At 41.6% G+C, this 24,091-nt stretch carries 25 protein-coding genes and 1 riboswitch; of the genes, 8 read left to right on the forward strand and 17 right to left on the reverse strand.

Features of this window, described 5'->3' with window-relative positions; all coding sequences use genetic code 11:
- Both IGI54_RS13160 and pplA read right to left on the reverse strand, forming a co-directional pair.
- Positions 1-1,047 carry an FAD:protein FMN transferase gene (locus tag IGI54_RS13160; protein WP_430621990.1) on the reverse strand — a complete coding sequence of 349 codons (1,047 nt, stop codon included), beginning with the start codon at positions 1,045-1,047 and terminating at the stop codon, positions 1-3.
- Positions 1,048-1,246: 199 nt separating this feature from the next.
- Positions 1,247-2,146: an extracellular electron transfer flavoprotein PplA gene (pplA, locus tag IGI54_RS13165; RefSeq protein ID WP_430621914.1), complete on the reverse strand. Its 900-nt coding sequence runs from the start codon at positions 2,144-2,146 to the stop codon at positions 1,247-1,249.
- Positions 2,147-2,407: 261 nt separating this feature from the next.
- On the opposite strand from pplA, the gene IGI54_RS13170 reads away from it, so the two are divergent.
- From IGI54_RS13170 to IGI54_RS13185, 4 genes are all read left to right on the forward strand, one after another.
- Positions 2,408-4,363, forward strand: a complete 1,956-nt coding sequence (locus IGI54_RS13170) for an FAD-dependent oxidoreductase (RefSeq protein WP_430621915.1) — start codon at positions 2,408-2,410, stop codon at positions 4,361-4,363.
- 118 nt (positions 4,364-4,481) lie between these two features.
- Positions 4,482-4,898, forward strand: a complete 417-nt coding sequence (locus IGI54_RS13175) for a NusG domain II-containing protein (RefSeq protein ID WP_071862543.1) — start codon at positions 4,482-4,484, stop codon at positions 4,896-4,898.
- An 11-nt stretch (positions 4,899-4,909) separates the two neighbouring features.
- Positions 4,910-5,476 (forward strand): Gx transporter family protein, encoded by a 567-nt coding sequence (locus IGI54_RS13180; protein WP_430621916.1) that lies wholly within the window; start codon positions 4,910-4,912, stop codon positions 5,474-5,476.
- Entirely contained in the window at positions 5,473-6,459 is a 987-nt protein-coding gene (locus IGI54_RS13185; protein ID WP_430621917.1) for a polyprenyl synthetase family protein, read from the forward strand. The genes IGI54_RS13180 and IGI54_RS13185 overlap by 4 nt, the downstream gene beginning before the upstream one ends.
- A 43-nt stretch (positions 6,460-6,502) precedes the next feature.
- Here the strand turns inward: IGI54_RS13185 and IGI54_RS13190 are convergent, their stop codons facing one another.
- From IGI54_RS13190 to IGI54_RS13225, 8 genes are all read right to left on the reverse strand, one after another.
- Positions 6,503-7,036 carry an N-acetyltransferase family protein gene (locus IGI54_RS13190; protein ID WP_430621991.1) on the reverse strand — a complete coding sequence of 178 codons (534 nt, stop codon included), beginning with the start codon at positions 7,034-7,036 and terminating at the stop codon, positions 6,503-6,505.
- Between the two features lie 68 nt (positions 7,037-7,104).
- Complete coding sequence (locus IGI54_RS13195) at positions 7,105-7,458, reverse strand: DUF1634 domain-containing protein (RefSeq protein ID WP_430621918.1); 354 nt, start codon at positions 7,456-7,458, stop codon at positions 7,105-7,107.
- The gene (locus IGI54_RS13200) at positions 7,458-8,306 is read right to left on the reverse strand and encodes a sulfite exporter TauE/SafE family protein (protein WP_430621919.1); all 849 of its coding nucleotides are present in this window, start codon (positions 8,304-8,306) and stop codon (positions 7,458-7,460) included. The genes IGI54_RS13195 and IGI54_RS13200 overlap by 1 nt, the downstream gene beginning before the upstream one ends.
- A gap of 125 nt (positions 8,307-8,431) precedes the next feature.
- Positions 8,432-9,997, reverse strand: a complete 1,566-nt coding sequence (locus IGI54_RS13205) for a phosphatase PAP2/LCP family protein (RefSeq protein WP_430621920.1) — start codon at positions 9,995-9,997, stop codon at positions 8,432-8,434.
- A gap of 16 nt (positions 9,998-10,013) precedes the next feature.
- Positions 10,014-11,162, reverse strand: a complete 1,149-nt coding sequence (locus tag IGI54_RS13210; protein ID WP_430621921.1) for an FtsW/RodA/SpoVE family cell cycle protein — start codon at positions 11,160-11,162, stop codon at positions 10,014-10,016.
- Positions 11,134-12,282, reverse strand: a complete 1,149-nt coding sequence (locus IGI54_RS13215) for an FtsW/RodA/SpoVE family cell cycle protein (protein WP_430621922.1) — start codon at positions 12,280-12,282, stop codon at positions 11,134-11,136. The genes IGI54_RS13210 and IGI54_RS13215 overlap by 29 nt, the downstream gene beginning before the upstream one ends.
- Positions 12,283-12,392: 110 nt before the next feature.
- Positions 12,393-12,560, reverse strand: a riboswitch (M-box (ykoK) riboswitch).
- A 195-nt stretch (positions 12,561-12,755) separates the two neighbouring features.
- A complete protein-coding gene (locus IGI54_RS13220; RefSeq protein ID WP_430621923.1) occupies positions 12,756-13,448 on the reverse strand; it encodes an alpha/beta hydrolase in 693 nt (230 codons plus the stop codon).
- Positions 13,449-14,084 carry a pentapeptide repeat-containing protein gene (locus IGI54_RS13225; protein WP_071862533.1) on the reverse strand — a complete coding sequence of 212 codons (636 nt, stop codon included), beginning with the start codon at positions 14,082-14,084 and terminating at the stop codon, positions 13,449-13,451.
- A 154-nt stretch (positions 14,085-14,238) separates the two neighbouring features.
- On the opposite strand from IGI54_RS13225, the gene lepB reads away from it, so the two are divergent.
- Positions 14,239-14,808, forward strand: a complete 570-nt coding sequence (lepB, locus tag IGI54_RS13230) for a signal peptidase I (protein WP_071862532.1) — start codon at positions 14,239-14,241, stop codon at positions 14,806-14,808.
- Between the two features lie 40 nt (positions 14,809-14,848).
- Here lepB and IGI54_RS13235 read toward each other — a convergent pair whose 3' ends face one another.
- Together IGI54_RS13235 and IGI54_RS13240 are read right to left on the reverse strand one after the other, a co-directional pair.
- Positions 14,849-15,286: a hypothetical protein gene (locus IGI54_RS13235; protein ID WP_430621924.1), complete on the reverse strand. Its 438-nt coding sequence runs from the start codon at positions 15,284-15,286 to the stop codon at positions 14,849-14,851.
- The gene (locus IGI54_RS13240; RefSeq protein ID WP_430621925.1) at positions 15,264-16,559 is read right to left on the reverse strand and encodes a Y-family DNA polymerase; all 1,296 of its coding nucleotides are present in this window, start codon (positions 16,557-16,559) and stop codon (positions 15,264-15,266) included. The genes IGI54_RS13235 and IGI54_RS13240 overlap by 23 nt, the downstream gene beginning before the upstream one ends.
- A 203-nt stretch (positions 16,560-16,762) precedes the next feature.
- On the opposite strand from IGI54_RS13240, the gene IGI54_RS13245 reads away from it, so the two are divergent.
- Positions 16,763-17,293, forward strand: a complete 531-nt coding sequence (locus tag IGI54_RS13245) for a ClbS/DfsB family four-helix bundle protein (protein ID WP_216429994.1) — start codon at positions 16,763-16,765, stop codon at positions 17,291-17,293.
- Between the two features lie 165 nt (positions 17,294-17,458).
- On the opposite strand, the gene IGI54_RS13250 is transcribed toward IGI54_RS13245, so the two are convergent.
- Together IGI54_RS13250 and IGI54_RS13255 are read right to left on the reverse strand one after the other, a co-directional pair.
- On the reverse strand, positions 17,459-18,403 hold the full coding sequence (locus IGI54_RS13250) for a permease prefix domain 1-containing protein (RefSeq protein ID WP_430621926.1): 945 nt from the start codon (positions 18,401-18,403) through the stop codon (positions 17,459-17,461).
- A 3-nt stretch (positions 18,404-18,406) separates the two neighbouring features.
- Positions 18,407-18,733: a PadR family transcriptional regulator gene (locus IGI54_RS13255; protein WP_071862528.1), complete on the reverse strand. Its 327-nt coding sequence runs from the start codon at positions 18,731-18,733 to the stop codon at positions 18,407-18,409.
- Between the two features lie 142 nt (positions 18,734-18,875).
- On the opposite strand from IGI54_RS13255, the gene IGI54_RS13260 reads away from it, so the two are divergent.
- Positions 18,876-19,964 (forward strand): NAD(P)/FAD-dependent oxidoreductase, encoded by a 1,089-nt coding sequence (locus tag IGI54_RS13260; RefSeq protein WP_430621927.1) that lies wholly within the window; start codon positions 18,876-18,878, stop codon positions 19,962-19,964.
- Positions 19,965-20,014: 50 nt separating this feature from the next.
- On the opposite strand, the gene IGI54_RS13265 is transcribed toward IGI54_RS13260, so the two are convergent.
- From IGI54_RS13265 to IGI54_RS13275, 3 genes are all read right to left on the reverse strand, one after another.
- Positions 20,015-20,578 carry a YdeI/OmpD-associated family protein gene (locus IGI54_RS13265; protein ID WP_430621928.1) on the reverse strand — a complete coding sequence of 188 codons (564 nt, stop codon included), beginning with the start codon at positions 20,576-20,578 and terminating at the stop codon, positions 20,015-20,017.
- Positions 20,579-20,580: 2 nt separating this feature from the next.
- Positions 20,581-21,282 carry a deoxyribose-phosphate aldolase gene (deoC, locus tag IGI54_RS13270; RefSeq protein ID WP_430621929.1) on the reverse strand — a complete coding sequence of 234 codons (702 nt, stop codon included), beginning with the start codon at positions 21,280-21,282 and terminating at the stop codon, positions 20,581-20,583.
- A 70-nt stretch (positions 21,283-21,352) separates the two neighbouring features.
- Positions 21,353-22,258, reverse strand: a complete 906-nt coding sequence (locus IGI54_RS13275; RefSeq protein ID WP_430621930.1) for an AraC family ligand binding domain-containing protein — start codon at positions 22,256-22,258, stop codon at positions 21,353-21,355.
- An 801-nt stretch (positions 22,259-23,059) separates the two neighbouring features.
- Here IGI54_RS13275 and IGI54_RS13280 point away from each other — a divergent pair.
- Complete coding sequence (locus IGI54_RS13280; protein WP_430621931.1) at positions 23,060-24,091, forward strand: aldose epimerase family protein; 1,032 nt, start codon at positions 23,060-23,062, stop codon at positions 24,089-24,091.

Consider the following 24,091-nt stretch of genomic DNA (forward strand, 5'->3'; position numbering starts at 1 on the left):
TTATTTCAAATCCTTTTCATTTCCCATAGTATAACCAGCTTCTGGATTGATCTTGAAATCATCCTTGATTCCAGCTGTGACGTAAATTTTATCATCCCTTGTGACAAAGATTGCTTCCGTATCCTTTAGCGTATCAACATAAGCAATTCCTTTTTTGACACCCATTGAAAAGACTGCTGTAGATAGCCCATCCCCATCGATAGATTTTTTAGAGATGATCGTAACGCCGGCAATGTCGTTATCAAAGGGATAACCCGTCTTCGGATTGAATAAGTGATGATAAGTTTTACCATCAACTTCCAGATAGCGCTCATAGATACCAGACGTTACCAAAGATTTATTGCTTTCCGGAACACTTCCTAAAACAACATTTCTTGCTTGGTTCGGGTCTTGGATGCCGACCGTCCAGTCTTCTTTTTGGTCATTTCGCGGACTGTGGCCTAAAACGTACACGTTCCCGCCAAGGTCGACGATAGCGGTCGTTACATCATTTTCCTTTAGTACTTTGATCACTTCATCAGTAATGTAGCCTTTAGCAATCGCGCCAAGATCCAGCTTCATGCCCTTTTCTTTCAAGTAGACCGTTTTGTCCTCATCCTTGAATTCAACATCATGATAGTTGACTAATTTCAAGGCCTGATCGATTTCACTTTGCGCTGGTTTGCGAGCATCTGGAAATCCGATGCGCCACATCGAAGTGATCGGACCAATCGCCATATCAAAACCGCCTTGAGAATCTTTACTATATTTGTAAGCTTCCTTCAACAAATAATACATATCGTCGGTAACTTTTTCCGGTTTTTCTCCTGCCGCCGCATTGATGGCGTCAATCTCCGAACCTTTTTGATTCACCGTGATTTTATCCGCCAATTCCTTCACTCGATCAAAGGCCGGCTTCAAGGCTGCTTTTTTGCCATCATCATAAATTCTGATCTGGACATATGTACCCATTAAAAATTGTTTATCTTCATATGGTTTCTCATTTATTTTTGGTTTACTGCTGCCGCAAGCGGTCAGTAGAATCATCAATACTCCTAAAAATACCATTGCTAGTCGTTTCTTCACACAAATACTCCCCTTGTATATTGTAAAATTTTTTCACCTTATCATAGCTCTTTCGGGGCGATTTTCATAGCCTTTTTTGCTTAGCTCTAATTGTTAATCAAGAAAATAAGTGCTTAAAAAGTATTAAAAAAAGAGCCGGGAGATCCCAGCTCTTTTTCAGATTCCCTAAGGAGGTTAAAAATTATTTTTTAGTAACAATGTTGTCTACTTGGATTGTGTTTGTATTGCCTTTTTCAGCAGCGTTTACTAATTGTGCTGCATAAGTTTGGAAAGCGTGTGAAGAATGAGTCGCACCAGTTACAACTTCAACATCAGCAGGAGCGCCTTTTTCAACTAAACCTTTGTTTAATTGTTCGATGTATTCTTTTGGTCCAACACCGCTTTTAGCTTTCATGTTCTTTTCATAGTCAGCGTCATCTTTTTTAGATTTGCCATCTTTGTCAACCATGTCAAAGTTTGATTCAGTGATTTTTCCACCAGCAACAGTCATGCTGAAGATTGTACGGTAGCCATTAGAGTAGTTCTTTTCTTCTAATTTGTAAGTGCCGTCTTTCATTGCAGCGCCATTGTCGATTTCGATTGTTTTTGTGTCGCCAGCTTGAGCTGCTTGAACTAATTGTTGAGAGTAGTTCTTGAAGTTTTCGCTAGAATGAGTCGCACCAGTTACAACTTCAACTGCATCTGGGTTTTGTGTTTCTTCTAATGATTTATTTAAAGCTGGGATGTATTCTTTAGGACCAGTCTTTGTTTTTTCTTTCATGCTCTTTTCGTAGTCAGCATCTTTTTGTTTTGATTTGCCATCTTCGTTTAAGTAATCATAGTTTGATTTTGTAATTTTGCCATCTTTAACAGTCATGTCAAAAACAACGCGGTAATCATGATCATAATTTTTTTCTTCTAATTTATAGCTGCCATCTTTAAGATCGCCGCCAGCTTCTTTTTCTGCTGGTTTGGCTGCTTCTGAAGAACTTGTTGATGAGTTTGAAGCTGCTTCTTTATCGTTGCTTCCCCCGCAGGCTGCTAAAGCTAGTGTTGAAAATGCCACTACCGCAAACCCTGATACTATTTTTTTCATTTTCATGAATAAACTCCACCTTTTTTATTTTTTGTGATTCTTTAAACAAGAATCATTTTAATCTACTTGTTGAAATTTGTACACTATTTTTTGTCGATTGCATTATTTTTTTAATTTAATTATTAGAATGATGTTGATATCAGCTAAGAATAATTACAATAGACAAAAAAACAAAGTATATGTATAATAAGTTCGATTGTTCAGCAATTATCAATTATCATTCTATGTGCAGTCATTATCATACAAATATTAAGGAGCGGATTTTCAATGGCAAAAGAAAAGATTGTCGTTGTAGGCGCAGGCTATGCTGGTGTCGCGGCAGCGAAATTTTTATCTAAGAAGCTAAAAAAAGATGATGCTGAGATTACATTAATCGATCGTCATTCTTACCATACAATGATGACCGAGCTACACGAAGTAGCCGGCGGACGCGTAGAACCAGACGCAGTGCAATACGACTTGCAACGTTTGTTCGCACGTCAAAAAAATGTTTCATTAGTGACTGATACTGTAACCGGTATCGACAAGGATAAAAAGATTGTTACTACTAAATTAGGCAAGTACCCATTTGATCAATTAATCATCGGTATGGGTGGCGAACCGAACGACTTCGGTACGCCTGGGGTCAAAGAACACGGCTTCACCCTATGGTCAATGGAAGATGCCATCAAGATCAGAAAGCACATCGAAGATACCGTTGCAAAAGCTGCCTTGGAGCCTGACGAAGCAACTCGTCGCGCAATGTTGACCTTTGTTGTCTGTGGCTCTGGATTCACTGGGATCGAAATGATCGGTGAATTGATGGAATGGAAAAATGTTTTAGCAAAAGAATTCAAATTACGTCCTGAAGAATTTACTTTGATGGTTGTCGAAGCTCTTCCAACGATTTTGAACATGTTAGATCGTAAAGACGCTGAAAAAGCCGAACGCTTTATGATGAAAAAGGGCATTCAATTGAAAAAAGGTGCCCCAATCACTGAAGTCACTGCTGACCACATCGTCTTAAAAGATGGCTCACAAGTTCCGACCAATACCTTGATTTGGACTGCTGGTGTCAAAGGAACGTCTGATGCGGCGGACTTTGGACTTGAAGCAGCTCGCGGACAACGTTTGTATGCGAACGAATATATGCAAGCTAAAGGCTACGAAGACAAAGACATCTACATCGTTGGTGACTTGGTTCACTACGAAGAAAAAGGTGACGGCCGCCCAACTCCACAGATCGTTCAAGCTGCAGAACAAACAGCTCATACGGCTGCGGCGAATATCGTTGCCAAAGTTAAAAATACTGAAAAGCACGAATTCAAAAGCAATTACCAAGGCTTCATGGTTTCCATTGGTTCAAAATGGGGCGTTGCCAACTTAATGGACAAAGTCCACATGGCCGGCTTCATGGCGATTGTAATGAAACATATCGTCAACTTGAAATATTTCTTTGATATGCGTTCTGGCTACTACATGTTCCAATACATGATGCACGAATTCTTCCATATCAAAAACGATCGCAACGTGACTCGTGGACATTCTTCACGTTACGGCAATGTTTTGTGGAGTGTGCCACTACGCGTTTTCTACGGTTCTATGTGGTTGATCGAATCGTCTAAAAAAGTCGTTGGTGATGGTCATTACTTGAATCCTACTTCTTGGTTTGGCGATAGCTCTTGGTTTACTGACAAAGTGGTCTTCCCATTCCCTTGGTTGCAAGAACAAGTAACTACTGGCGCTTCTGCAGCTGGCTCTCATGCGGCTGAAGCAACTACTGCGGCAACTGGTGCTGCTGGCGGCGCGACAGATGCTGCCGCTGCGACAGCGACGCAAGCAACGCACTTTGGTTTCAGCTATGCCTTTGGGGAAAACCCAATGCCTGTCTTTGAAAAAATGCCTCATTGGTTCTCAAAAATCATGGAAGTCATGATGCCGAATCAAGACGTGGCGTTGTTCATGCAAAAATTCATGACCTTCGTTGAAATCGGAATCGCGTTAGCCTTGATCTTTGGATTATTCACTTGGTTAGCCAGCGCTGCCACAATTGGTTTGACGATTGTCTTCTGCCTATCTGGCATGTTCTATTGGGTCAACATCTGGTTCATCTTTGTTGCCTTCGCATTAATGAACGGTTCTGGTCGTGCATTAGGTCTTGACCGTTGGGTGATTCCTTGGATTCAACGGACCGTCGGCAAATGGTGGTATGGGACTCCTCGATCGATCTACGGCAAAAAATAAACTAAAAATTGAATTATTTATGAAAGAAAGTTCTAAAGGGCTTATTTCCCTCTTTAGGACTTTCTTTATGTTATGATTGGAACGATTCACTGTATGAAAAAACAAAGGGGTGTAACTCTTGAAGCTGAAGTATTTTGTAAAAAATAGTTTGTTGCGACCTTGGGATGGGATCATTGTTTTGCTATTGATCTTGCTTTCTTTTGCCCCCATCGTCGTCTTCAGTATCAATCGTGTGAATGAGGCCCCCACTCAACAAGCGGTTCTTTCCGTTGATGGAAAAGAAATTAAAAGCTTCGATCTCAACGACGAAAAGCAATCCTATACTTATCGCTACACCGATCCAGACGGTGATTACAATTTGATCGAAATCAAAGGTACTAAGATTCGGATCAAAGAAGCAAATTGCGGGGATCAAATTTGTGTCCGCCGAGGTTGGATTGATCAATCTGGGGAAACGATCGTCTGCCTGCCGCACAAATTATTAATCGAAGTAAAAGCCTCAGATGGAGGTGAAACCGGCAGTGTCATTTATTAGCTGTCTGTATCATGCATAAGACTCAAAAATTGATCTACATAGCGCTTTTAGTTGCCCAAGGAGTCATTTTAGGTTTAGTTGAAAATATGATTCCTTCGCTTTTTGCCTTTGCTCCTGGTGCGAAGCTTGGCTTGGCCAATCTAATCACGATTATCGCGATTTTTACCATGCCTAAGAGAGACAGTTTTCGGTTAGTTTGGATGCGCTTGATCTTGACGACTTTACTAGGCGGAACGATCTCGACCTTTTTATATAGTATGAGTGGTTCTATGCTAAGCTATTTCGGCATGCTGCTGGTCAAAAGTCTCGGTCCTAAACGCGTCAGCATCATCGGTATCAGTGCTGCCGGCGGCTTTCTTCACAACGTCGGACAATTACTAGTTGCAAGTTGGATTGCCCAATCCTGGACGGTCATGCTCTATCTTCCCGTCATGTCTTTATTTGGGATTCTCGCGGGGATCACGATTGGAATCGCAGGCAATTACTTACTCGTTCATGTGCAAGCTTTAAAAAAATTCCAGTTGAACTATGAGCTGGAAAAAAAGAATAAAAAAAGATCCGGAGGCTATCAAAAATGATCCTTCATCCAATGTGGCAAGACTATCCTGAGCTTGCAAAACAACTGACAACGACGCTTTATTTAATGGAAGATGTCGTTAAGTTAAAAAATAAAAAAGTCGAACACGCGGTGCTGGAAATGATCCACGCTGGCGGCAAATTATTACGCCCGGCTTATCAGTTACTCTTTGCCGAATTTGGTCCCGAACAGGATCAAAAAAAAGCTACCTCGCTAGCGGCAGCCATCGAAATGCTCCACACCGCCACTTTGATTCACGATGATATTGTCGATGATTCCACCTTGCGCCGGGGATTGCCGACGATTCGCTCGACTTTCGGAAATGACACGGCAGTCTATGCGGGGGATTTCTTATTTATTTGCTGTTTCAAATTATTGTCCGATTATGCTACCTCGTTAAGGAGCCTACAATTAAACTCCCGCAGTATGGAAAAGATTTTAGACGGTGAATTAGGCCAAATGGATGATCGTTATCGAACCGATCAAACCATTGAAGATTATTTAGAAAATATTTCCGGCAAGACAGCTGAATTATTTTCTTTAAGCTGTTTTGCCGGTGCTTTCGAAAGTGGCAGTAGTGAACGCTTTGCAAAAAAAGCCGGTGAGATTGGCCACAATATCGGGATTGCCTTCCAAATCATGGATGATCTGTTGGACTATCAAGCAGATGCCGCTACGTTAGGCAAACCGGTGTTAGAAGACGTGCGTCAAGGAGTCTACTCTCTGCCTTTGATCTATGCCCTAAAAAAAGACCCAGCACGCTTGCTACCTTATTTAGAAAAGAAAGACCAAATGTCTGATGCCGATACGGCGGCGGTGCAACAGCTCGTGATTGAATTAGGTGGCGCTGCCTTTACTCAGGACTTGGCGGCCGACTATACAAAAAAAGCTCTAAAAGACATTCGAAAATTACCCACCAACGAACGTGGTACGAAAGAAAAATTAGAGCGATTAACGAGCCAGATTTTAACGAGAAGTAGTTAACAAAAAGCCAGTCAGCGATGAACAATCGCTGACTGGCTTTTGTTTATAATTCAGAAAAAGGAATAAACGCTGGTAAAGCGCCTTCCGTCTTTCGTAAAAATTTCTGCAGCCAAATGACATCATGCCAGGCTTCAAACTTGTAACCAATTTTGGGAAAGAGGGCCGCCGATTGATAGCCTAGCCTCTCATGAAATTGCAGACTGCCTTGATTTCCACCGGTAATGCAGGCGGTCAAGATTGCTACATTTTGTTTTCTCAATGCCTCTTCCAACGCTTGGTAGAGACGTTTACCCGCTCCCTTACCCTGCTTTTGGCGATCCACATAAACACTGACCTCCACCGCCCAATCATAAGCAGCGCGTTCCTTATAGGCATGAGCATAGGCGTAGCCGATAATTTCTCCCTGATCCTCAGCGATTAAATACGGATACGTTACGATCGTTTCAGCGATCCGATTGGCAAAGGTCGCTTCACTAGGAACTTCGTAATCAAATGTAATGGTCGTCTCAGTCACATATGGTGCATAAATTTTGCGTAACGCGGCTGCATCTGCCGGCGTTGCTGTGCGAATAGTGATCATCGTAGTCCCCCTTTAGTTTTATCTATTTTAACACTGGAACTAACGGAAAAAAACGTCTATTCAAATTATTTTTCTACCAAGCCCAAGCTCATGCCAATCACTAAAATCACTAAAACAATCACAGTGATCCAAACGTATAGATAATCTTTTTCTTTGGCAAAGGCAAAAATCGAAACCACCACTCGTAGAACGGGTGTCAGAATTAAACAAAACAAGCCTAACATAATAAAGGCTTCCCCATTTAATTGGAGCAAACCGTGAATGATCATAGGTAAATTGTTGGGAACCGCCTGTGCACTTGGCTGGATGAACAATAAAATCATTCCGATAACAATGATTACCGCCGAAACAATGACACCGATCCGCAAAATATAACCGATCGAGCGTTCAATCGCCAAAATCTCTTCTTTGTCCTCCATTAGTTAATCACCCCGAATCCTCGCAATACCATTTGAATGCCCATGATCAATAGAATTGGAATAAAAATCATGCGAATCACAACTGGCTTCAATCGCTGCATGATGCGCGAGCCGATCGTCGCTCCGCCTAATACACCTAAAGCGAGTGGCGCCGCGATCTGCGGCAGGACCGCACCGCTGAAAAAGTAGACCATCGCAGAGGCTGCGGCGGTCACACCCATCATTAAATTACTCGTAGCGCTGGATGGTTTTAACGGCATTTTCATGATGGTATCCATCGCCGTCACCTTGAAGACACCACTGCCGATTCCTAAGAGTCCCGAGGCAATCCCGGCACCAAACATCATAGCAAAACCTCCCGGAATCTTTTCAACTTGATAATCAATTTGTTGGTCTAGCACCTTATCATAATACGAACCATTCAGCTTTAACTTTTCCGCCAATGAATTGCTGGCAGAGGACTGGATCTGTTCGGCTGATTTTCCCCGCAACTTTTGAATCATATTCACCACGGAAAACAATAAAAAACCACCGAATAAAATAAATAGAAACCCGGTTGGTACAATTCCGGAAAGCAGCGCTCCGACGATCGCACCGATAGTAGTAGCAATTTCCAAAAACATGGCCACCCGCAAATTTAGCATATCATCCTTTAAATAAGCAATCGTTGCTCCTGAACTGGTGGCGATCACACAGACGATACTAGCAGCAATCGCATATTTGATATCCAAACCCATAACTAACGTCAAAAATGGCGTTAAAATAATTCCGCCGCCGATCCCTAAGATCGAGCCTAAAATTCCGGCTAGAACACCGGTCACAAGTAATAATCCTATTTGACTAAGCATAATTTCCCGCCTTTCTTGTAGCTATTATAGCGCAATTTTTACTTAAAGCAGGAAATTTAACCGTGAGAGCTCTTTGCTTTTCGAAATGTTGTATGCTCTAACCGACTGGCTACTACTTGGCTTACTTATAGATTTAATTGTTTAAAGAGAATTTTTTTCACGCGTTCCACTTCTGCTTGTGGAATTTCCTGATAGGAAATCCCGGCTTCACCAGTGAACCCATCGCCAGTAAATCCCTCTCCTTGGACTTGCTGGCTATTGATTTTCTTTAGACTCGTGTGATAGCCTGTCAAAATTTTCTGCATTTGATTAAAGGTTAGGTCCGTCTTGCCATTTTCTCCGATCCCAGCTAAAATTTTTTGATAATTAAACAAGCTTTTGGTTGAGAGCAGCTGATTGATTAATAATTCCATCACCTCTCGTTGCCGGCCTTGTCGTCCGTAATCGCCCGTGGGGTCTTCGTAGCGCATCCGGGAATACTGTAATGCTTCCCAACCGTCCAAGTGCTGTTTGCCTTTTGGATAATCAATTCCCTCAGCTGAAAAAGCAAAAGCGTTATCTACCGTGACGCCACCGACTGCGTCCACCAATGTTTGTAAGCCATCCATATTTACCGCCATATAGTGATGGATCGGAATAGCTAAAAATTTTTCCACCGTATTGATCATCATTTCTGGTCCACCGATCGAATGGGCATGATTGATTTTATCTTGATAATCTGCACCAACGATCTCCACGAACGCATCACGAGGAATACTTACTAGCGTTGTTTCCTTCGTTTGGTTATTTAAGGTTGCCACCATAATCGTATTGGCGCGAAAATCCGTTTTTCTTTTGGCATCATTTGCGATTCCTAAAATTAAAATACTGATTGGCTCAGAAGCTTCCGGTGTTTTTACCTCCCCGGTTCGTTCAATCGGCGCATACATCGAATCCGCCGCATGTTGCGAACTATGATAAAACTTCAAGGCAAAGACGCTTAACCCAGTGATTAGGACCACTACACAAGCCAACATACTTAATAAAATCGTTTGCCATTTTACAAATTTGACGTCTTCCGCTTTTTTCAACCTTGAGTTTGCTGAATGCAAATAAGAGTAAAACAAGCTTCCACTGCCGAATGTAAGGCCTAGTCCTAAGCATAAGCCCGTGATGACATCACTGATAAAATGAACACCTAGATAAATTCGACCGCCGGCAATCACAAATACTAACAACCCCACCCCAACTTTGACAAGGGCTGGCATTTTTTTATTCATAAAAAAATAAATTAAGCAGATAGAGCCAATCAGTGTCATTACTAGCAGTGAATGCCCGCTGGGAAAACTATAAGATGAACGCGCGAGGTATTGCACTTGCTCGGGGCGCGTTCGTTGAAAGACTTGCTTTAATAAATAGCCGACTCCACTGACAAAAATCAGATTACCTAAACACCAAATGGCTAAAGCTCGCTGCTGTTTTCGCCACAAAAAGAACGCGAGAAAACTGAAAATAATCAGCATTGGGCCAATCGTTGCTACTTTTGCCACCACTCCTGTAAACACCGTCAAAAACGAGATATTCACTAGACGATTTTCCATAAAGAAATCATCCAAATGATTGAGCCATTGAGCGTTTATTGCTACTCCGATCATAAAAATTAGCGCTACAGAAAGCGCGCAAACACTTAGTAAAGTAAATTTTTTTCGCATAGATATCCCCTTTTCTTCAAACTGCATTCTTTTTTTTAAAGCCCAACATCATACCGAATCCGATCCCTAACACGATCAAGGAAGTCCCACCCTGGCTCAAGATCGGTAATGGAATCCCCGTCAATGGCAAAATGCCAATAGCGGCTCCAATATTTTCAAAAATTTGAAACAGCAAGCCAAAAACGAAGGCTACCGCTAGATACAGATTTGCTTTATTATTCGTTTTTATTGCATTGGAAAGGATTTGATAAAACAAATAAAAATAAAGAAAAATTACAAATGCACTGCCGATGAAACCAAAGCTCTCAGCGATTACGGTAAAGACCATGTCGGATTCGCGAACCGGGACATATACCGAAGCTTGCTCTGCCGCTCGCCCAAATAAACCACCACTGCCAATCGCGTAAAGGCTCTGGACTTGCTGATAGGCAATCGAATCTTTGTATTGGAAAGGATCAGCCCACGCTCGAACACGATCCAATTGATACGTCTTAAAATGCAGACCGTAAAGCAATCGATTTCCCCATTCGCTGAATACTAATACTAGTAAAGTGCTGCCGAGTGCCGTACCGATACCAGTGATCGTTGCCAAGATTTTCCAATGCACGCCGGAAATAATAAATAGCGCTCCTAAAATAGCGATAAATACTAAACTTGTCCCAAAATCCCGTTGCATAAACATCAATAGAAAGGTTGGCAAACTAAACAACAGAATTTTTTTCAAATAATGAAGATCGCTCTTTATCGTCCGCTGCTGTTCGCCTCTTTCCTCAGTCAGTGTGAGCCGAACCATCAAAAGAGTAAAACTTAATTTCATCAACTCGGATGGTTGAAAAGAAAAACGGCCGAGCCTCAACCAGCGCTTCGTATTCGTCAGATGATACATCGCCGGATCATAAAACCAATATAACAGTGCCATCACGCCGAGCGACAAGACATAAAAAAGCGGAGCATACCGTAATAAGCTAGCGGTTTTAATTTTACTGACGGCTACCATTACTAACAGCGACAGTAAACAAAAAATGATCTGTTTCACCACAACTCCTTTGACATTCACGTCGTCAAGTTCAGCCGCCAAAAATTGAACAGCGATGCTGATTAAATAAAACAAAAAAATCGGTAAAAAAAGTGAATAATTAAATTCGTTGCTCAAACGTCTCCTCATTGGATCGAACCTCCGAAGCAAATTTTAAACAAATCCCAAGCGCTACTGAAAGGATTAAATAGCTGGTACCACCATAGCTGATGAACGGCAAAGGAACTCCGGTCATGGGAATCAGTCCCAAAATACTGGCAACATTGATACTTGTTTGGAGTAGTATTAATGTTCCTACCCCAAAATAGATCAAACTTACATGCTGACACCGTTCCTTTGCCGCTAGCACGAATAAACGTAGCGCGATCAAAAAAATCAATGCCAATACAATCAATGCGACAATTACCCCTAATTCCTCCACCATGATTGAATAAATGAAGTCGGTCTCAGCAACGGGTAAGTACCCTTTTTTTGTAATGCTGTTTCCTAACCCCCGACCGAGAAATCCGCCATTATAAAGAGCGTAATAAGAATTACTCATTTGAAATCCTTGCCCGTAAGAATCTAAGAAGGGATCTCTGACCAGACGAATGCGTTCATACGTGTGGGCAAATAATTGTGGCAGCAACTCGTGACTACCCAAAAAAAGAATCATTCCAGCAACTAGCACGATACCGACAATCAATCCTAAAAAAAGTAAAAGCGAAAGCTGGTATGGAATTTCTGCAGTAGTAATGAGCACGAAGGCAATCCCCCAAATAATAATTGCTCCCGTCACTTTCGGCTGCAGTAAAATTAATAGACCACTAAGTAAAACCAACACACCAGGTCTCCACAATTGGTGTCTGGCCCGTTTTTTTCGGAAAAAGTAGGCTAAATACAAGATCAATGCGACGTTTGTTACCTCTGATGGCTGAAATTGAATACCAAATAAGGAAACCCATCTTTGTGCGCCATTGATTGTGACCCCGTTTATTTTGACTAACAATAAACTGACTAAGCCGATTGCCAACAAGCCTTTTGCCACTATACTTTTTAGTAAGACGTTGCTTTTTACATGATAAATAATTCCAATTAATAACCAACTTAACAGGATAAAAATCGCTTGCTTGCTAAACAACGATAGCGGATTTTTTCCTTCCGTTGTCAATCGATAAGAACTCGCGCTGAAGACCATTAAAAGACCGATTAGGCTTACCCCCAAATAAGGTAGTAACAACAGCCAATCGATCTTTCTTTTTTTTATCATATTCATCTCTCCCTCTCATCAAGTAATTGTTGCGGCGAGAGAGTTCAAAGCAAGAAAACAAAAAGACACCAAACGTTAGCGAAAAAACTAACAAGTTTGGTGGCTCACACAATCAATCTCATCGTCTGAGTTTTAGCACTAAACAACGTAAAGAATTACTCTTAGCTATTTTATGAAAAGCCTTAATCCGACAATTCCTGTTTTACACATTGGCGTCTTTCGACGTTTCTGCGCAATAGCCTATGTTTGTTTAGGAGCCTCACCTAACAAGTTTACTTATATTTACTTTCACAATCATCCTACTTTTTTTGTCATAAAATAGCAAAAATTTATATATAAAATCCGATTATCTTTAAATTTACTTATGAAATCTTTTACCAAAAATTTACTGGACAATCCTTTTTTCAACCATAAAGCTAGTTAAACCAGCCACGCACTAAAAAAACTCTCAGCCGATTAAGCTGAGAGTTTTTTTATAGATTAGATGTTAACCACTGCTGATAGAAAGACAGCTGTGTAGGCGTGTGAAAGAAATGCTCACCAGTTTCAAAGATCGTCAAATCGATCATTGACGGACGAGCAAATTTTTCAATGGTCTTTCGGCTCGTCAACTGATCCTTACCGCCATATAAAATTTTTGTTGAAACAGTCCATTGAATTGGATGCTCTACAACATAGCAATAATACTCCCACGCCAAGGTATTAAAAGGTGTTTTTATTCGTTTTTCACGTCGTAAATCGGCCGGCGTCAGTTGTGACCAATCCAATATATTTTCGATTAATTCCCGCATATCCACGATGGGCGATAAAAAAAGACTTTGCTGGATATTCTTGGCTTGTCCTGCCAGCATCGCAAAATAAGCTCCGATGCTACAGCCGAATAAAGTGATCTGCTGCGCTTGCTGGTGTTTAAAAAGGATTTTTTCGACATCCGCTACTACATTTGACGGATTCAAGGCGTAGGGTTGGCCTTTGCGCTCACCATGTTCCGGCAGATCAAAGCTCCACACTTGATAGCCTTTGGGGACAGCGGCTTCAGCCAACAATTGAATGACCGTGTCTTCTTTATGAGATTGATCGCCATGAAAAGCTAAAACTATTTTGTCACTCGTCTCACCCCACCGAAGAATTGGGATTCCTTCAATCATATCTTTTGTTGTTTCCATTTAGCCCTCCACGATCTCCAAGCCTAACCCTGCCGCAATCACCAGCGCTTGATAGGAATCGACTTTTAAGCCCTTCAACTGTTCCATTGAACAAGCGATTTTACTGAAAGAATTGCTGGTAAAGTCCAGACCAGCTAATTTGGTTCGCTGCCAATTACTATTTTCCAAATTATTTTTTTCTAAAAATAAATGTTTCCACGTCACTTCAAAAAACTCGCCATCAGACAGTTGACAGTTCTCAAACCAGACATTCTTCAAATTCGTTGCACTAAAGGAACCAAAATTGATTAATGAGTCTTTAAAATGACAATCTCTAAGATAGCTCTCGGCAAAATTGCAACCCGTTAATTTACAATTTTCAAATACCACTTGATGAAAGCTGCCACCAATCCATTCTAAATTGGAAAAATCACAATTCTTAAAGACGACGTTTCCCGCTTCAAAACGAATTAGTTTCGTCCGTTGCATCGTAACCTTTTCTAGAATTGAATGGCGGATGACTAGATTTTCGCAAGTCAAATAGCTGAAATCCATTTCAAGTCCATGAACGGCTTCAAAGCTTGCTTCATCCTCTAAATAAAAATCCGACGCAAATCGTTGCGGCAAGATAGGTGCTGCTGGATAATTCTTTTTCATTTCATTGCTCCTCTGATATTTGATTGTCTCTAGTGTCCCATAATTGAAAAAAATTCTCCAGCCCCCTATAATATAACTAATTTTTATTAAAGGAGAAGCTAAAAAGAGCTTTTTATTTAGAAGCATGATAAACTGTAACATTGTGAGGTGAACTATGAACAGCAAATTAAAAGAATGGCTTCCAGTCATTATTATTGTTCTCTTGATTTTTTTGGCGCGGGCGTTTGTTTTCTCGCCAGTTAAAGTCGAAGGACACTCAATGGACCCGACATTGCATGACGGGCAGCGCTTGATCTCATCGAAAGTATCCAGTATCGATAGACAAGACATCATTACTACCAAAGAACCTGATAATACCAATCTTTACGTCGTCAAGCGTGTGATTGGGTTACCCGGTGACAAGATTGAAATGCAAGATAATGTTTTAACGATTAATGGAAAAGAATACAAAGAATCCTATCTAACGGATTATCAAAAGAAATTTAAAGAAGATAAACTATTCGATACCTATTCTTATAATTCAGCTTTCCAAGAGCAAGCAGCCAATGCGGACAGCTTTACGAATAATTTTTCCGTGACGGTTCCTAAAAATAGTTATTTTGTTTTAGGGGATAATCGCTTGATTTCTAAAGACAGCCGCATCTTCGGCTTTGTCGATAAATCCTTAGTTCAAGGAAAAGTCGTGTTACGATTTTGGCCGTTAAATAAGATTCAGCTCTTCTAATTTTTAAAGCCTTGGCAGGTCTGCCAAGGCTTTATTTATTTTAATCTTTTGGTGTGAGAATTTTTTTAGGACCTAATAGTTCCGCATGATGGATTTGTTCTAACTCAAAGCGCAGGACTCCACGCTCTTCTTCATTTAAAAAAATCTGCTGCTCTTTCTGCCCGCTAATCTTTCCTACCAGATCAGGGAAAAATTGGCCTTCACTGTCTAACGCTTCTAGCTGGATCGCGACACGTTTATTTTGCAGATAGGCTGCTTGCAAAAGCTCACCAATGGCTTCCATACTCATTTGACCTTTATCAAAATAAAGCTGTTTTCGCTGCTTTGATTCCTTATTTAACACCGCTGTATGATCGGACAAATAAAAACCAATCCACTTCATCATTCCGCGATCTTGATACACACGTTTTGCCTCCATAAAAAGTTGTTTCGCGCTTTCATCGTCATAAGACATCTCAATCCATTCCTTCCATCCCACCCGCGTGTCCACCAACAAGACCGGCTCGTTTAATCGCTGTTGCCCCTTCACTCAAGGAATGGGCCCTGACAATCGAAGTAAACTTGTAGCGATTCCGAATTTGGGCGATCACGTCATCGATTTGATCTTCTTTGATCGTCTGCCGCGGATCTTCAAACAGATTCAACTGTAAACTGCCGGCTGACTTCAGTGACGAAACGGTGATGGAAATATTACGGACCTCTGATTGATCCCAATATTTTTCAAATAGTAAACTTGCGGTACGGGTCAATGCTCGTCCTTGATTGGTGGGCGGTATCTTTAACTGATGATGAAAACCGCCCTTTCCCTCGCCGCGAAAAGCATAGCCGATCCCTAAGTGCAATGTACCACCTAAAACGCCCGATTTTCTTAGTCGTTGCGCCACTTGTTCGCAGATCTCCGCAACCACTGTTAAGATTCCCCCTTTACGCGCGTAATTTTTCGGCAAGACTTGGGAATTGCCGATAGATTTTTCCTTGCTTGGATATAACTCTTTCTCCGCTAGAATCGAGCGATCAATGCCCCAAGCATGCATGTAATGCTGCATCCCCATCACACCAAAATGATTTTTCAACACAAAAGGATCATTATGGGCCAAATCCCCCATCGTTTGCATTCCCATCAATTGATAACGCCGCTCCATTCGACGACCGATCCCACAAAAATCACTAAGCTTGATTGGCCAAATTTTTTCCGGTACGTCTTGATAATGCCATTGGGCAAAACGATTTTTTTCATGCTTGGCTTCAATATCCATCGCGATTTTGGCCTGCAAGGGATTGTCCCCCATTCCCAAAGAAGTATAAATCCCCAGGTTCTCAATGACCTCTTTTTGGATCATCTGCCCGACTTCAGCTGAGCTATTGCCGAATAATTTCCAACTATGAGTTAGATCACCAAATTGTTCATCGATGCTATATGTATGAATATCTTCCTCCGCCATGTATTGCCGGAAAATCTCTTGGATGCGCATATGATACTGAATGTAAAGTGTCATTCGTGGCGGTACGATCTTCAAATCCGGATGATTGGGAATTTCAAATCCGCGGCTGACATTGCTGATCCCTAAAACTTTTTTTGCCATCGGACTGGCAGCTAACACTAAGCCCGCATTTTCACGATCACCGCTCATGACTACCAACAATGTTTTTAATGGATGCCAGCCATGCTCCACGCATTCAACGCTAGCGTAAAAACTTTTTGAGTCCATACAAAAAACATCTCTGACTGGCTCTCCTTCGTAAATATTCATCAAAATCACCTCTCTAAAAAGCAAACATATGTTCGTTTTTAGTTTAAGTTGCTTTCTATTTTTTGTCAATGATTTACGTATAAAGATTGCATGAGAAACGAGCCTCCGAGATTTCTTTACTAAACCAATGAGGTTCGCTAAAATAAAAGATAGAAAGACTGTCCGTCCCTTGTTTTTAACACAATCGATTAGGAGGATTTCTCATGGCTCGACCTAAAAACAAAAATGAACTCATGGATGCAAGCAACCAATCCTATACCAAAATGATGGATCTATTAAACACGATTCCAGCAGAAAAATTAAATCAGACCTTTACATTCGATGTTGAAAAAGAAAAGCAAGCCCACTGGAAGCGAGATAAAAATTTAAGAGACATATTGATCCATCTATACGAATGGCATCAATTACTGTTAGATTGGATCGAAGCAAATCAAGCAGGTACGCCTAAACAGTTTTTAAAAGAAGGCTATAATTGGAAAACTTACGGCGCGATGAATGTAGAATTCTGGGAAAAACATCAAACTACCAGCTATGACGAAGCCTTGAAACTTCTTCAAACGACCCATGAAAAAGTAATGGACTTAGCCCAACAATTTTCAAATGATGAATTGTTTTCTAAAGGTGCCTTTTCGTGGGTCGGCGGAAGCACACTAGGCAGCTACTTTGTGTCAGCCACTTCCAGCCACTATGAATGGGCCATAAAAAAGATCAAGAAGTTTAATAAGAGCTTATAAATACGCAAAAAAATTAGTTTTCTCCCTTCAAAACGTTAGTGGGAAAACTAATTTTTTTTTCGTAGCCGAATCCGAATATTAGTCAAAAAACTAAGTAACTTGCGAAAAGCATAACTGAAAAAAATCCCGCAGCTAGCTGCTGCGAGATCACGTGTATAGCCTATGCTACTTTTTTATGAAGATGGCCTCCACGACACTGTAAAAAATTCCAGCCATGACAAAAATTATCCAGCTATAGCCCCACGAATGAGTCAAAAAGGACCAGCCAAAATAAATCATCGTAATCAGCGGCCAATAAATTCGCTCAAGGACATGTTTGGTGCGAGCTGAATCGCCATACTTTTCATACATCGCGTTAGGACCTGGTTTGTCCTCATCAACGACAAAATATTTTGCTGTGATGAACTTGTCAAAACTGGTGTAATTGATACTGCCGTAAATGATCAAGAAGACACCGACTGCCAAAAAAAGAAACATCATCGGAATGCCGTATTCCGCATAGGTAAACATCTGGAAAAAAAGGACCGGGGCCACGCATAAAACACAGATACAAATACCAAAGACCAAACTAATTTGAAAACTTTTTTGATAGCCTTGCTTCATGCGATTGGCTTCTTCGTTTAACGACGCCGATACATAGCGATCACTTAACTGAGCGCCGATTTTTGCAAACTGCATCCCATTATAAATAATCACACCCACACTCGCAGCTAAAATAATGAAAAAGAGCAGTACACCAAAGACCTGTGCCCCAGTTACACTCAGTCCAATCAACGTTCCAACCGCCAACAAGCAGCCGCTGATCCCCAGACTCAGTCCCAAAGCGATTTTTTTGCGCTCCGTAAGGTAATAATACATTTCCTCTTCTTCAATCCCATTTTCCGGTTCCCGTTCTCGCGTAGTGAACTGTAGCTCTTCTCGCAGTTCATCTACCGATCCGAACTCACTGATCACTTGCCCAATCGCTTCATGTTCACTTTTTCCTTCGTCAAGCAACGCCAAATAATGGTCTTCCATAATAGATAGAATTTCCTGCTTCGCGCGCTGCACTTCTTGTGTATTGGGAAACTCAAGGAACAACGTCTCTATATAATTTCTAATCGTCTCCATTTTTTACCCTTCTTTCATAAATCGGTTCACAACTTTTTTAGTCTGCTGCCATTCCTCGCGCTTTTCCGCTAAAAAAGTCAGCCCTTTATCTGTGATTTGATAATACGTTCTCTTTTTCCCGTGGGTCACTTCTCCCGGATAGGAACGGATATAATCATTTTTTTCTAGCCGGTTGAAGGCGGAGTATAAAGTGGTTTCCTTAATGACGTAGATTGCTTGACTGATCTCGCGAATTTTTTGAGAGACCGCATACCCATAAGAATCCCCTTCCTTCAATACGGACAAAATGATTACATCATTGTAACCGCGAATACCATCGCTTGAAATCATTTTGCCACCTCCTAAAGATTACTTCATCTGTCGTTGTAATCATTGTACGTCAATTACTACGACAGGTAAAGTAAAACATGTCAGATTATTTGAAAAAATTTTTTTCTTATGGCAGAATCAACAGCAGAAAGAAGTGAAGTACGTGGAAAGAATCGCAATCATCGGAGGCGGCATCATCGGGATGACGCTGGCAAATTATTTAGACTTGAATAAATTTGACGTGACCTTATTTGACGAAGGTATTGGGCAAGCAACCTCTGCCAGTGCGGGGATTATTTCACCTTGGCTGTCTAAGCGCCGCAATCAAAAGTGGTATCAATTAGCTAAGGACGGAGCAGCATTTTTTCCAAAACTCCGGCAAGACTATCAACTAGATCAAACGATTTATCAGCAAGCCGGCACGCTGATTATCCGACCAGAAAAACAGGTAGAAGAATTATTGGCCTTAGCTGCTGAACGAAAAAAAGACGCGCCAGAAATCGGCACGATTGAAAAATTATTACCGGAACAAACCAAAGCGGCACTGCCACTATTAAAACCGGTACCAGCCATCAAAATCAGTGGCGGTGGTCGTCTAGACGGCAAGGCCTATTTGAAACGCTTGAAACAAACTGCCGAGGCAAAGGGCGTAAATTTTATCGCTAAACGAGTCACCCTAAGTGATTCTCAGACTATTTTGTTGGATAACCAATCAATCGCTTTCGATCAAATCATTATTACGGCAGGCCCCCACTTAAAAGAGCTACTAGCTCCTTTAGGCTACCAAGTGGATTTACGACCACAAAAAGGCCAGCTTCTAGTGTTTCAAACGACGATTGCTGACAGTGGGACTTTTCCTGTAGCAATGTTGGATGGTGAGGCGGATTTGATTCCCTTCATGGATGGCAAAATTTTACTTGGTGCAACCCATGAGAATGAGGCTGGCTGGGATTTAGCAGCAACACAGGAAGCTTTCCAACAGCTTACTTCCAGTGCCCATAAATTTTTGGCCGATCCACAGCAAATTTTTTCCGCACCAATGCAGTATCGCGTGGGAACTCGTGCTTATACATCAGACTTCGCACCCTTTTTTGGTCGGTTAAGTCCGGAGCTATTAGTCGCTAGCGGGCTTGGTTCTTCCGGTTTGACGACAGGACCTTATATTGGCTATTTATTGGCTCAGCAGCTAAATACCGGTAATGAAAATGGCACGATCTATCAAAAGCCGCTTCAGCATTATATCAGTCATTAATTGATCGAAGATAAAAATGGACAGTCCTAGCAAGGACTGTCCATTTGCATTTACATCGGTTTTAAGTTTTGCTCTGTTCGTTCCATGATCCAAGCCAACCGTTTTTCTTGGCCCGCGGCTGTTTTGGCATCAAAATAAGCCCGAGTATAGGTTTTTTGGATCGAAGGCGACATTTCTTGAAAATTTTTATAGGCCGCTTGATTGACTTCAAGTAATTTTGCCAGTTGGGCGATTTGGTCTGGCGTGATATCTGACGGTCTCGTCGCTTTATCCCATTGACCATTCTCCTTGGCTTCAACGATTTTTTCCCGACCCAACTCAGTCATCAATCCGGCTTTTTCCAGTTTTGCGACGAGGGTCTTATTTTTCTGGGACCATTTGCTATTTTTGCGACGCAGCGAAAAATACTTAAGATAAGAATCTTCATCAAATTTTTTCATCAAACCGTCGATCCAACCAAAGCAAAGTGCTTCTTCTAATGCTTCACTAGCTTTTAAAGTTTTAAGGCGTTTGGTCTTGCTAAAAGTCAGCCAAACCCCTTTACTGGTGGTCGCGTTTTTCCTCAACCACTTTCTAAAGGCCGCTCGTGTTTCAAAAATCAACGCTTCTTCCATTGCTATTGGTCCAATCCTAAGACAACAGGGGTTGATTTAAAGCCGATGCCCATCCGATCAATGCCTAAATCAATTAGTTCTAGAAAATGCTCTCGTGTGCGAATCCCACCGCTGCCTTTGATCTTGATCCGGCCTTGGCACTGATCCATCATCAGCTTGATGACTTCTGTCGTAGCCCCTTTGTTTTCATAGCCCGTAATAAAGCCGGTACTGGTTTTAACAAAGTCAGCCTCTGCCGCAATCGCGCATTCACAGGCTTGGCGAATTTGTTCTTCGTTTAACGTATCCGTTTCAAAAATAACCTTCACGGCAGTCCCATGAGCGTGGCACGCTTCCACTACGATCTTCAGCTCTCGCGTCACATCATCGTATTTTCCACTGCGTAGCCAACCAAAATTAGCCACGATATCTAATTCGTAAATATCTTCCCGCTGACAATACGTCTCCGCCTGCAACACTTTAGAAGCGGTCGTACTCGTACCAAACGGAAAATCACAGACGACACAAATCTTCGTATTTGTCCCTTTTAGCATTTCCGCGGCAATATCCAAAGAAGCGGGATTGATACACACCGTCGCGCAATGATAATCGATCCCTTCCTGGATATATTGGCGAATCTCTGCTTCCGTGAAATCTGGCTTCAACACCGACTGATCAATATAAGCCCCTAGTTCTTCGACCGTCATTTCGCTCGCTTTTTTCATGGGAGGTTCCTCCTAACTCATTCTAATTTAAGTATAGGGTATCCAAAAAACTTTGTAAACGCTCACTTTCCTAAGTAGCCCGGTTCACGAAGGCTTGTTGCTTTAATCGTTTTTTTAGCTCATTTAAGGAGACACTGGTGAACTCATCATTTTTCATTCGTTTACGATATGCCGTGGCGGTCTCGCCAGTCATCTTTTTAAACATACGGCTAAAGACCACCAGACTATTGAAGCCCACTTCCTCCGCGATCTGCTCCACCGATCTGTCTGTCTGGGACAATAAAAACGCCCCACGATTAATCCGTACACCCAGAATATATTCTTTCAAGCTAATCGCCATATGATTGCGAAAAACGCGTGACAAATGACTGCGATTGATTGCTAAGTGCTGGGCAATTCCTTCGACCGTTAAGGCCTCACCATAATGAGCATCAATGTATTCCACCGCTTCCACTGCCAGTGGTGAATAATTTTTTTGCTCGCCTACTTGAATTTTTCCACCATCTGCTAATAATACCCCTAGAAAACGGTAAGCCAGCTCGCTCAAATGCACCTCATTTTCAATCGTCTCAGCTGCATAAGGAAAACAAGCCAAAATCACCTCAATGTATTTTTGAATGTCGGAAGAAACCATCGTATACTGATCCTCTTTAAACAGCGAATGGGAAACAAGCTCTGCGGCATCTGCCCCACTAAAAGAAAGCCAGCAATACATCCACGGATCTTCTCCATCCGCTAAATAAAACGTCGAATCACCGGGACGAATCAAAAAGAGATCACCTTTTTTTAAGTGAAACTGCTGATTCTTGACTTGATAGGTCCCTTTACCCTCCATCACGATATGTAAGATGTACTGTTGCCGAATCGCCGGACCAAAAGAATGGAAGGGCAGTGATTTCGAGAATCCGCAAAAATTAAATTGCAGCCCATTTTTCAACTGATGCTGCTCCTTTTTTAAAAAAAGCGCCTGCTCCATTGGGACTCCCTCCTTTTATTTTCAACTTTTATTATACAATAACTTCATCATAATACCTCCGCTGAATCAAAGACAATTTACTCACGAGCCCAAATTTTTTTGCCGCTGGAAAATTTATTGATAAATCCAAAATTTCCTTTTTTTACATGCTATGCTTAGCTTATCAAACACAAAGGATGCGAGGAATCATGAAGAATCGGCTCAAGCAAGCTGTGCAAACACTTCTAATTTGTTTAATCGTTCCCAGTACCTTACTGCTCCAGGAAAAACTTCCTTACCTCGATTTAAAAATATCCAATCATATAATTTTTCAACAATTTTTTTTCATTACACTTTTGGTAGCGACAATCTGGGTGTTAAAAGAACTCTGGTTTTTCTTTCATAAAAAATAGCTTTATCAACAGAGAATCGAGACGCGACTTTGTCTCGATTCTCTTTTTTGCTATCCTATAACTGTCAATGATATTTTTAGAGGAGGCATCATACCTGATGGATCTTTATACGTTGCGACTGACCGGGTTTGCTGTTCTCCTATTTTGTTGCTTGATTATTTTGGACAACCACTTAATAAAATGCAACAAAAAGTTAAATAGTCGTCACAGAAATATATGTTCTCGAAAACGGTTTCTTGTTAGAGTAAGGATAGTGAAAATGTTCTTTAACAGGCGGTCGGTTTTTTTTTCGATTCCCAGCTGAAATGAAAGCGGTGAGCTTGTCACTTTGGTTATTAATCGATAAACTGATATCAGGTACTATCTTCAGAAAAACTGGTATAAAAGAACAATAAGAGAGGTTTTACACATGAAAATTAGCGAAAAAGATTTTGGCAAAGGGTATCACTTGATTACACTTGAAAATGAACACGGTTTCCGCCTATCTGTCTCTAACTTAGGTGCACGGATTGTTCGCCTAGGCAAGGATACTGAATTGATCCTAGGCTTTGATTCTGCTGAAGAATATTTGGAAAAAGATCCTTATATCGGCGCCTCAATCGGGCGGACAGCCGGCCGTATCCAGCATGGTCATTTCACACTTGCGGGGAAAAATTATCAAGTTGAGACGGACCCGGCGACTGGTCACACCTTACACGGCGGCCCAGCAAGTTTTGAAGCAAAGAATTGGGAATATACGATCGAAGACGGTGAAGAGGAAGCCTCAGTACTTTTCAAAACACTCAGTCCTGATGGTGAGCATGGCTTTCCTGGCAATTTGACCGTTGAAGTCCGTTATACCTTGACGAAGGACAATGTTTGGCGTTTAACAATCAAAGGCACGACTGATCAGCTGACGCTCTTCAACCCAACCAATCATGTCTATTTTAATCTAACTGGTGATCCAGCTCAGTCCATCGACGAGCATACCCTTTGGTTAAACAGCGATCACTTTGCCCCTGTTAGCACAGATGTTTTGCCGACAGGAGAAATCGCAAAGAGCACAGGAAGCGCTTTTGATTTTCAAACGCCGCGAAAATTAGGCGATGCTTTTGCTGCTTCTGATGAACAAAAAGATCAATTCGGCGGCTTCGACCATCCCTTCTTCTTGAAGGAGCATACCTTAGAAAATCCTGCCGCAAAACTTACCAGCCCCGACGGTTCAGTGGAGGTTGAAATGAGTACGGATGCCCCAAGCGTGGTTATTTTCTCCGCTAATTTTGGTGAAGACGGTCCTGAAATGCGTGGCTCTAAGCTCGTTAATCATGGCGGAATCACCTTTGAAACACAGGTCGCACCAGGGGCCGAGCAGTTTCCTGACTTTGGCTCAATCGCGATAGCGCCGATGCAGCCTTTTGAATCAACGACCGAATTTAAAATTAAATTGAAAGAAGCGAACTAA

The organism is Enterococcus sp. DIV0800 (genome assembly GCF_050559735.1).
Taxonomy (GTDB): domain Bacteria; phylum Bacillota; class Bacilli; order Lactobacillales; family Enterococcaceae; genus Enterococcus_A; species Enterococcus_A devriesei.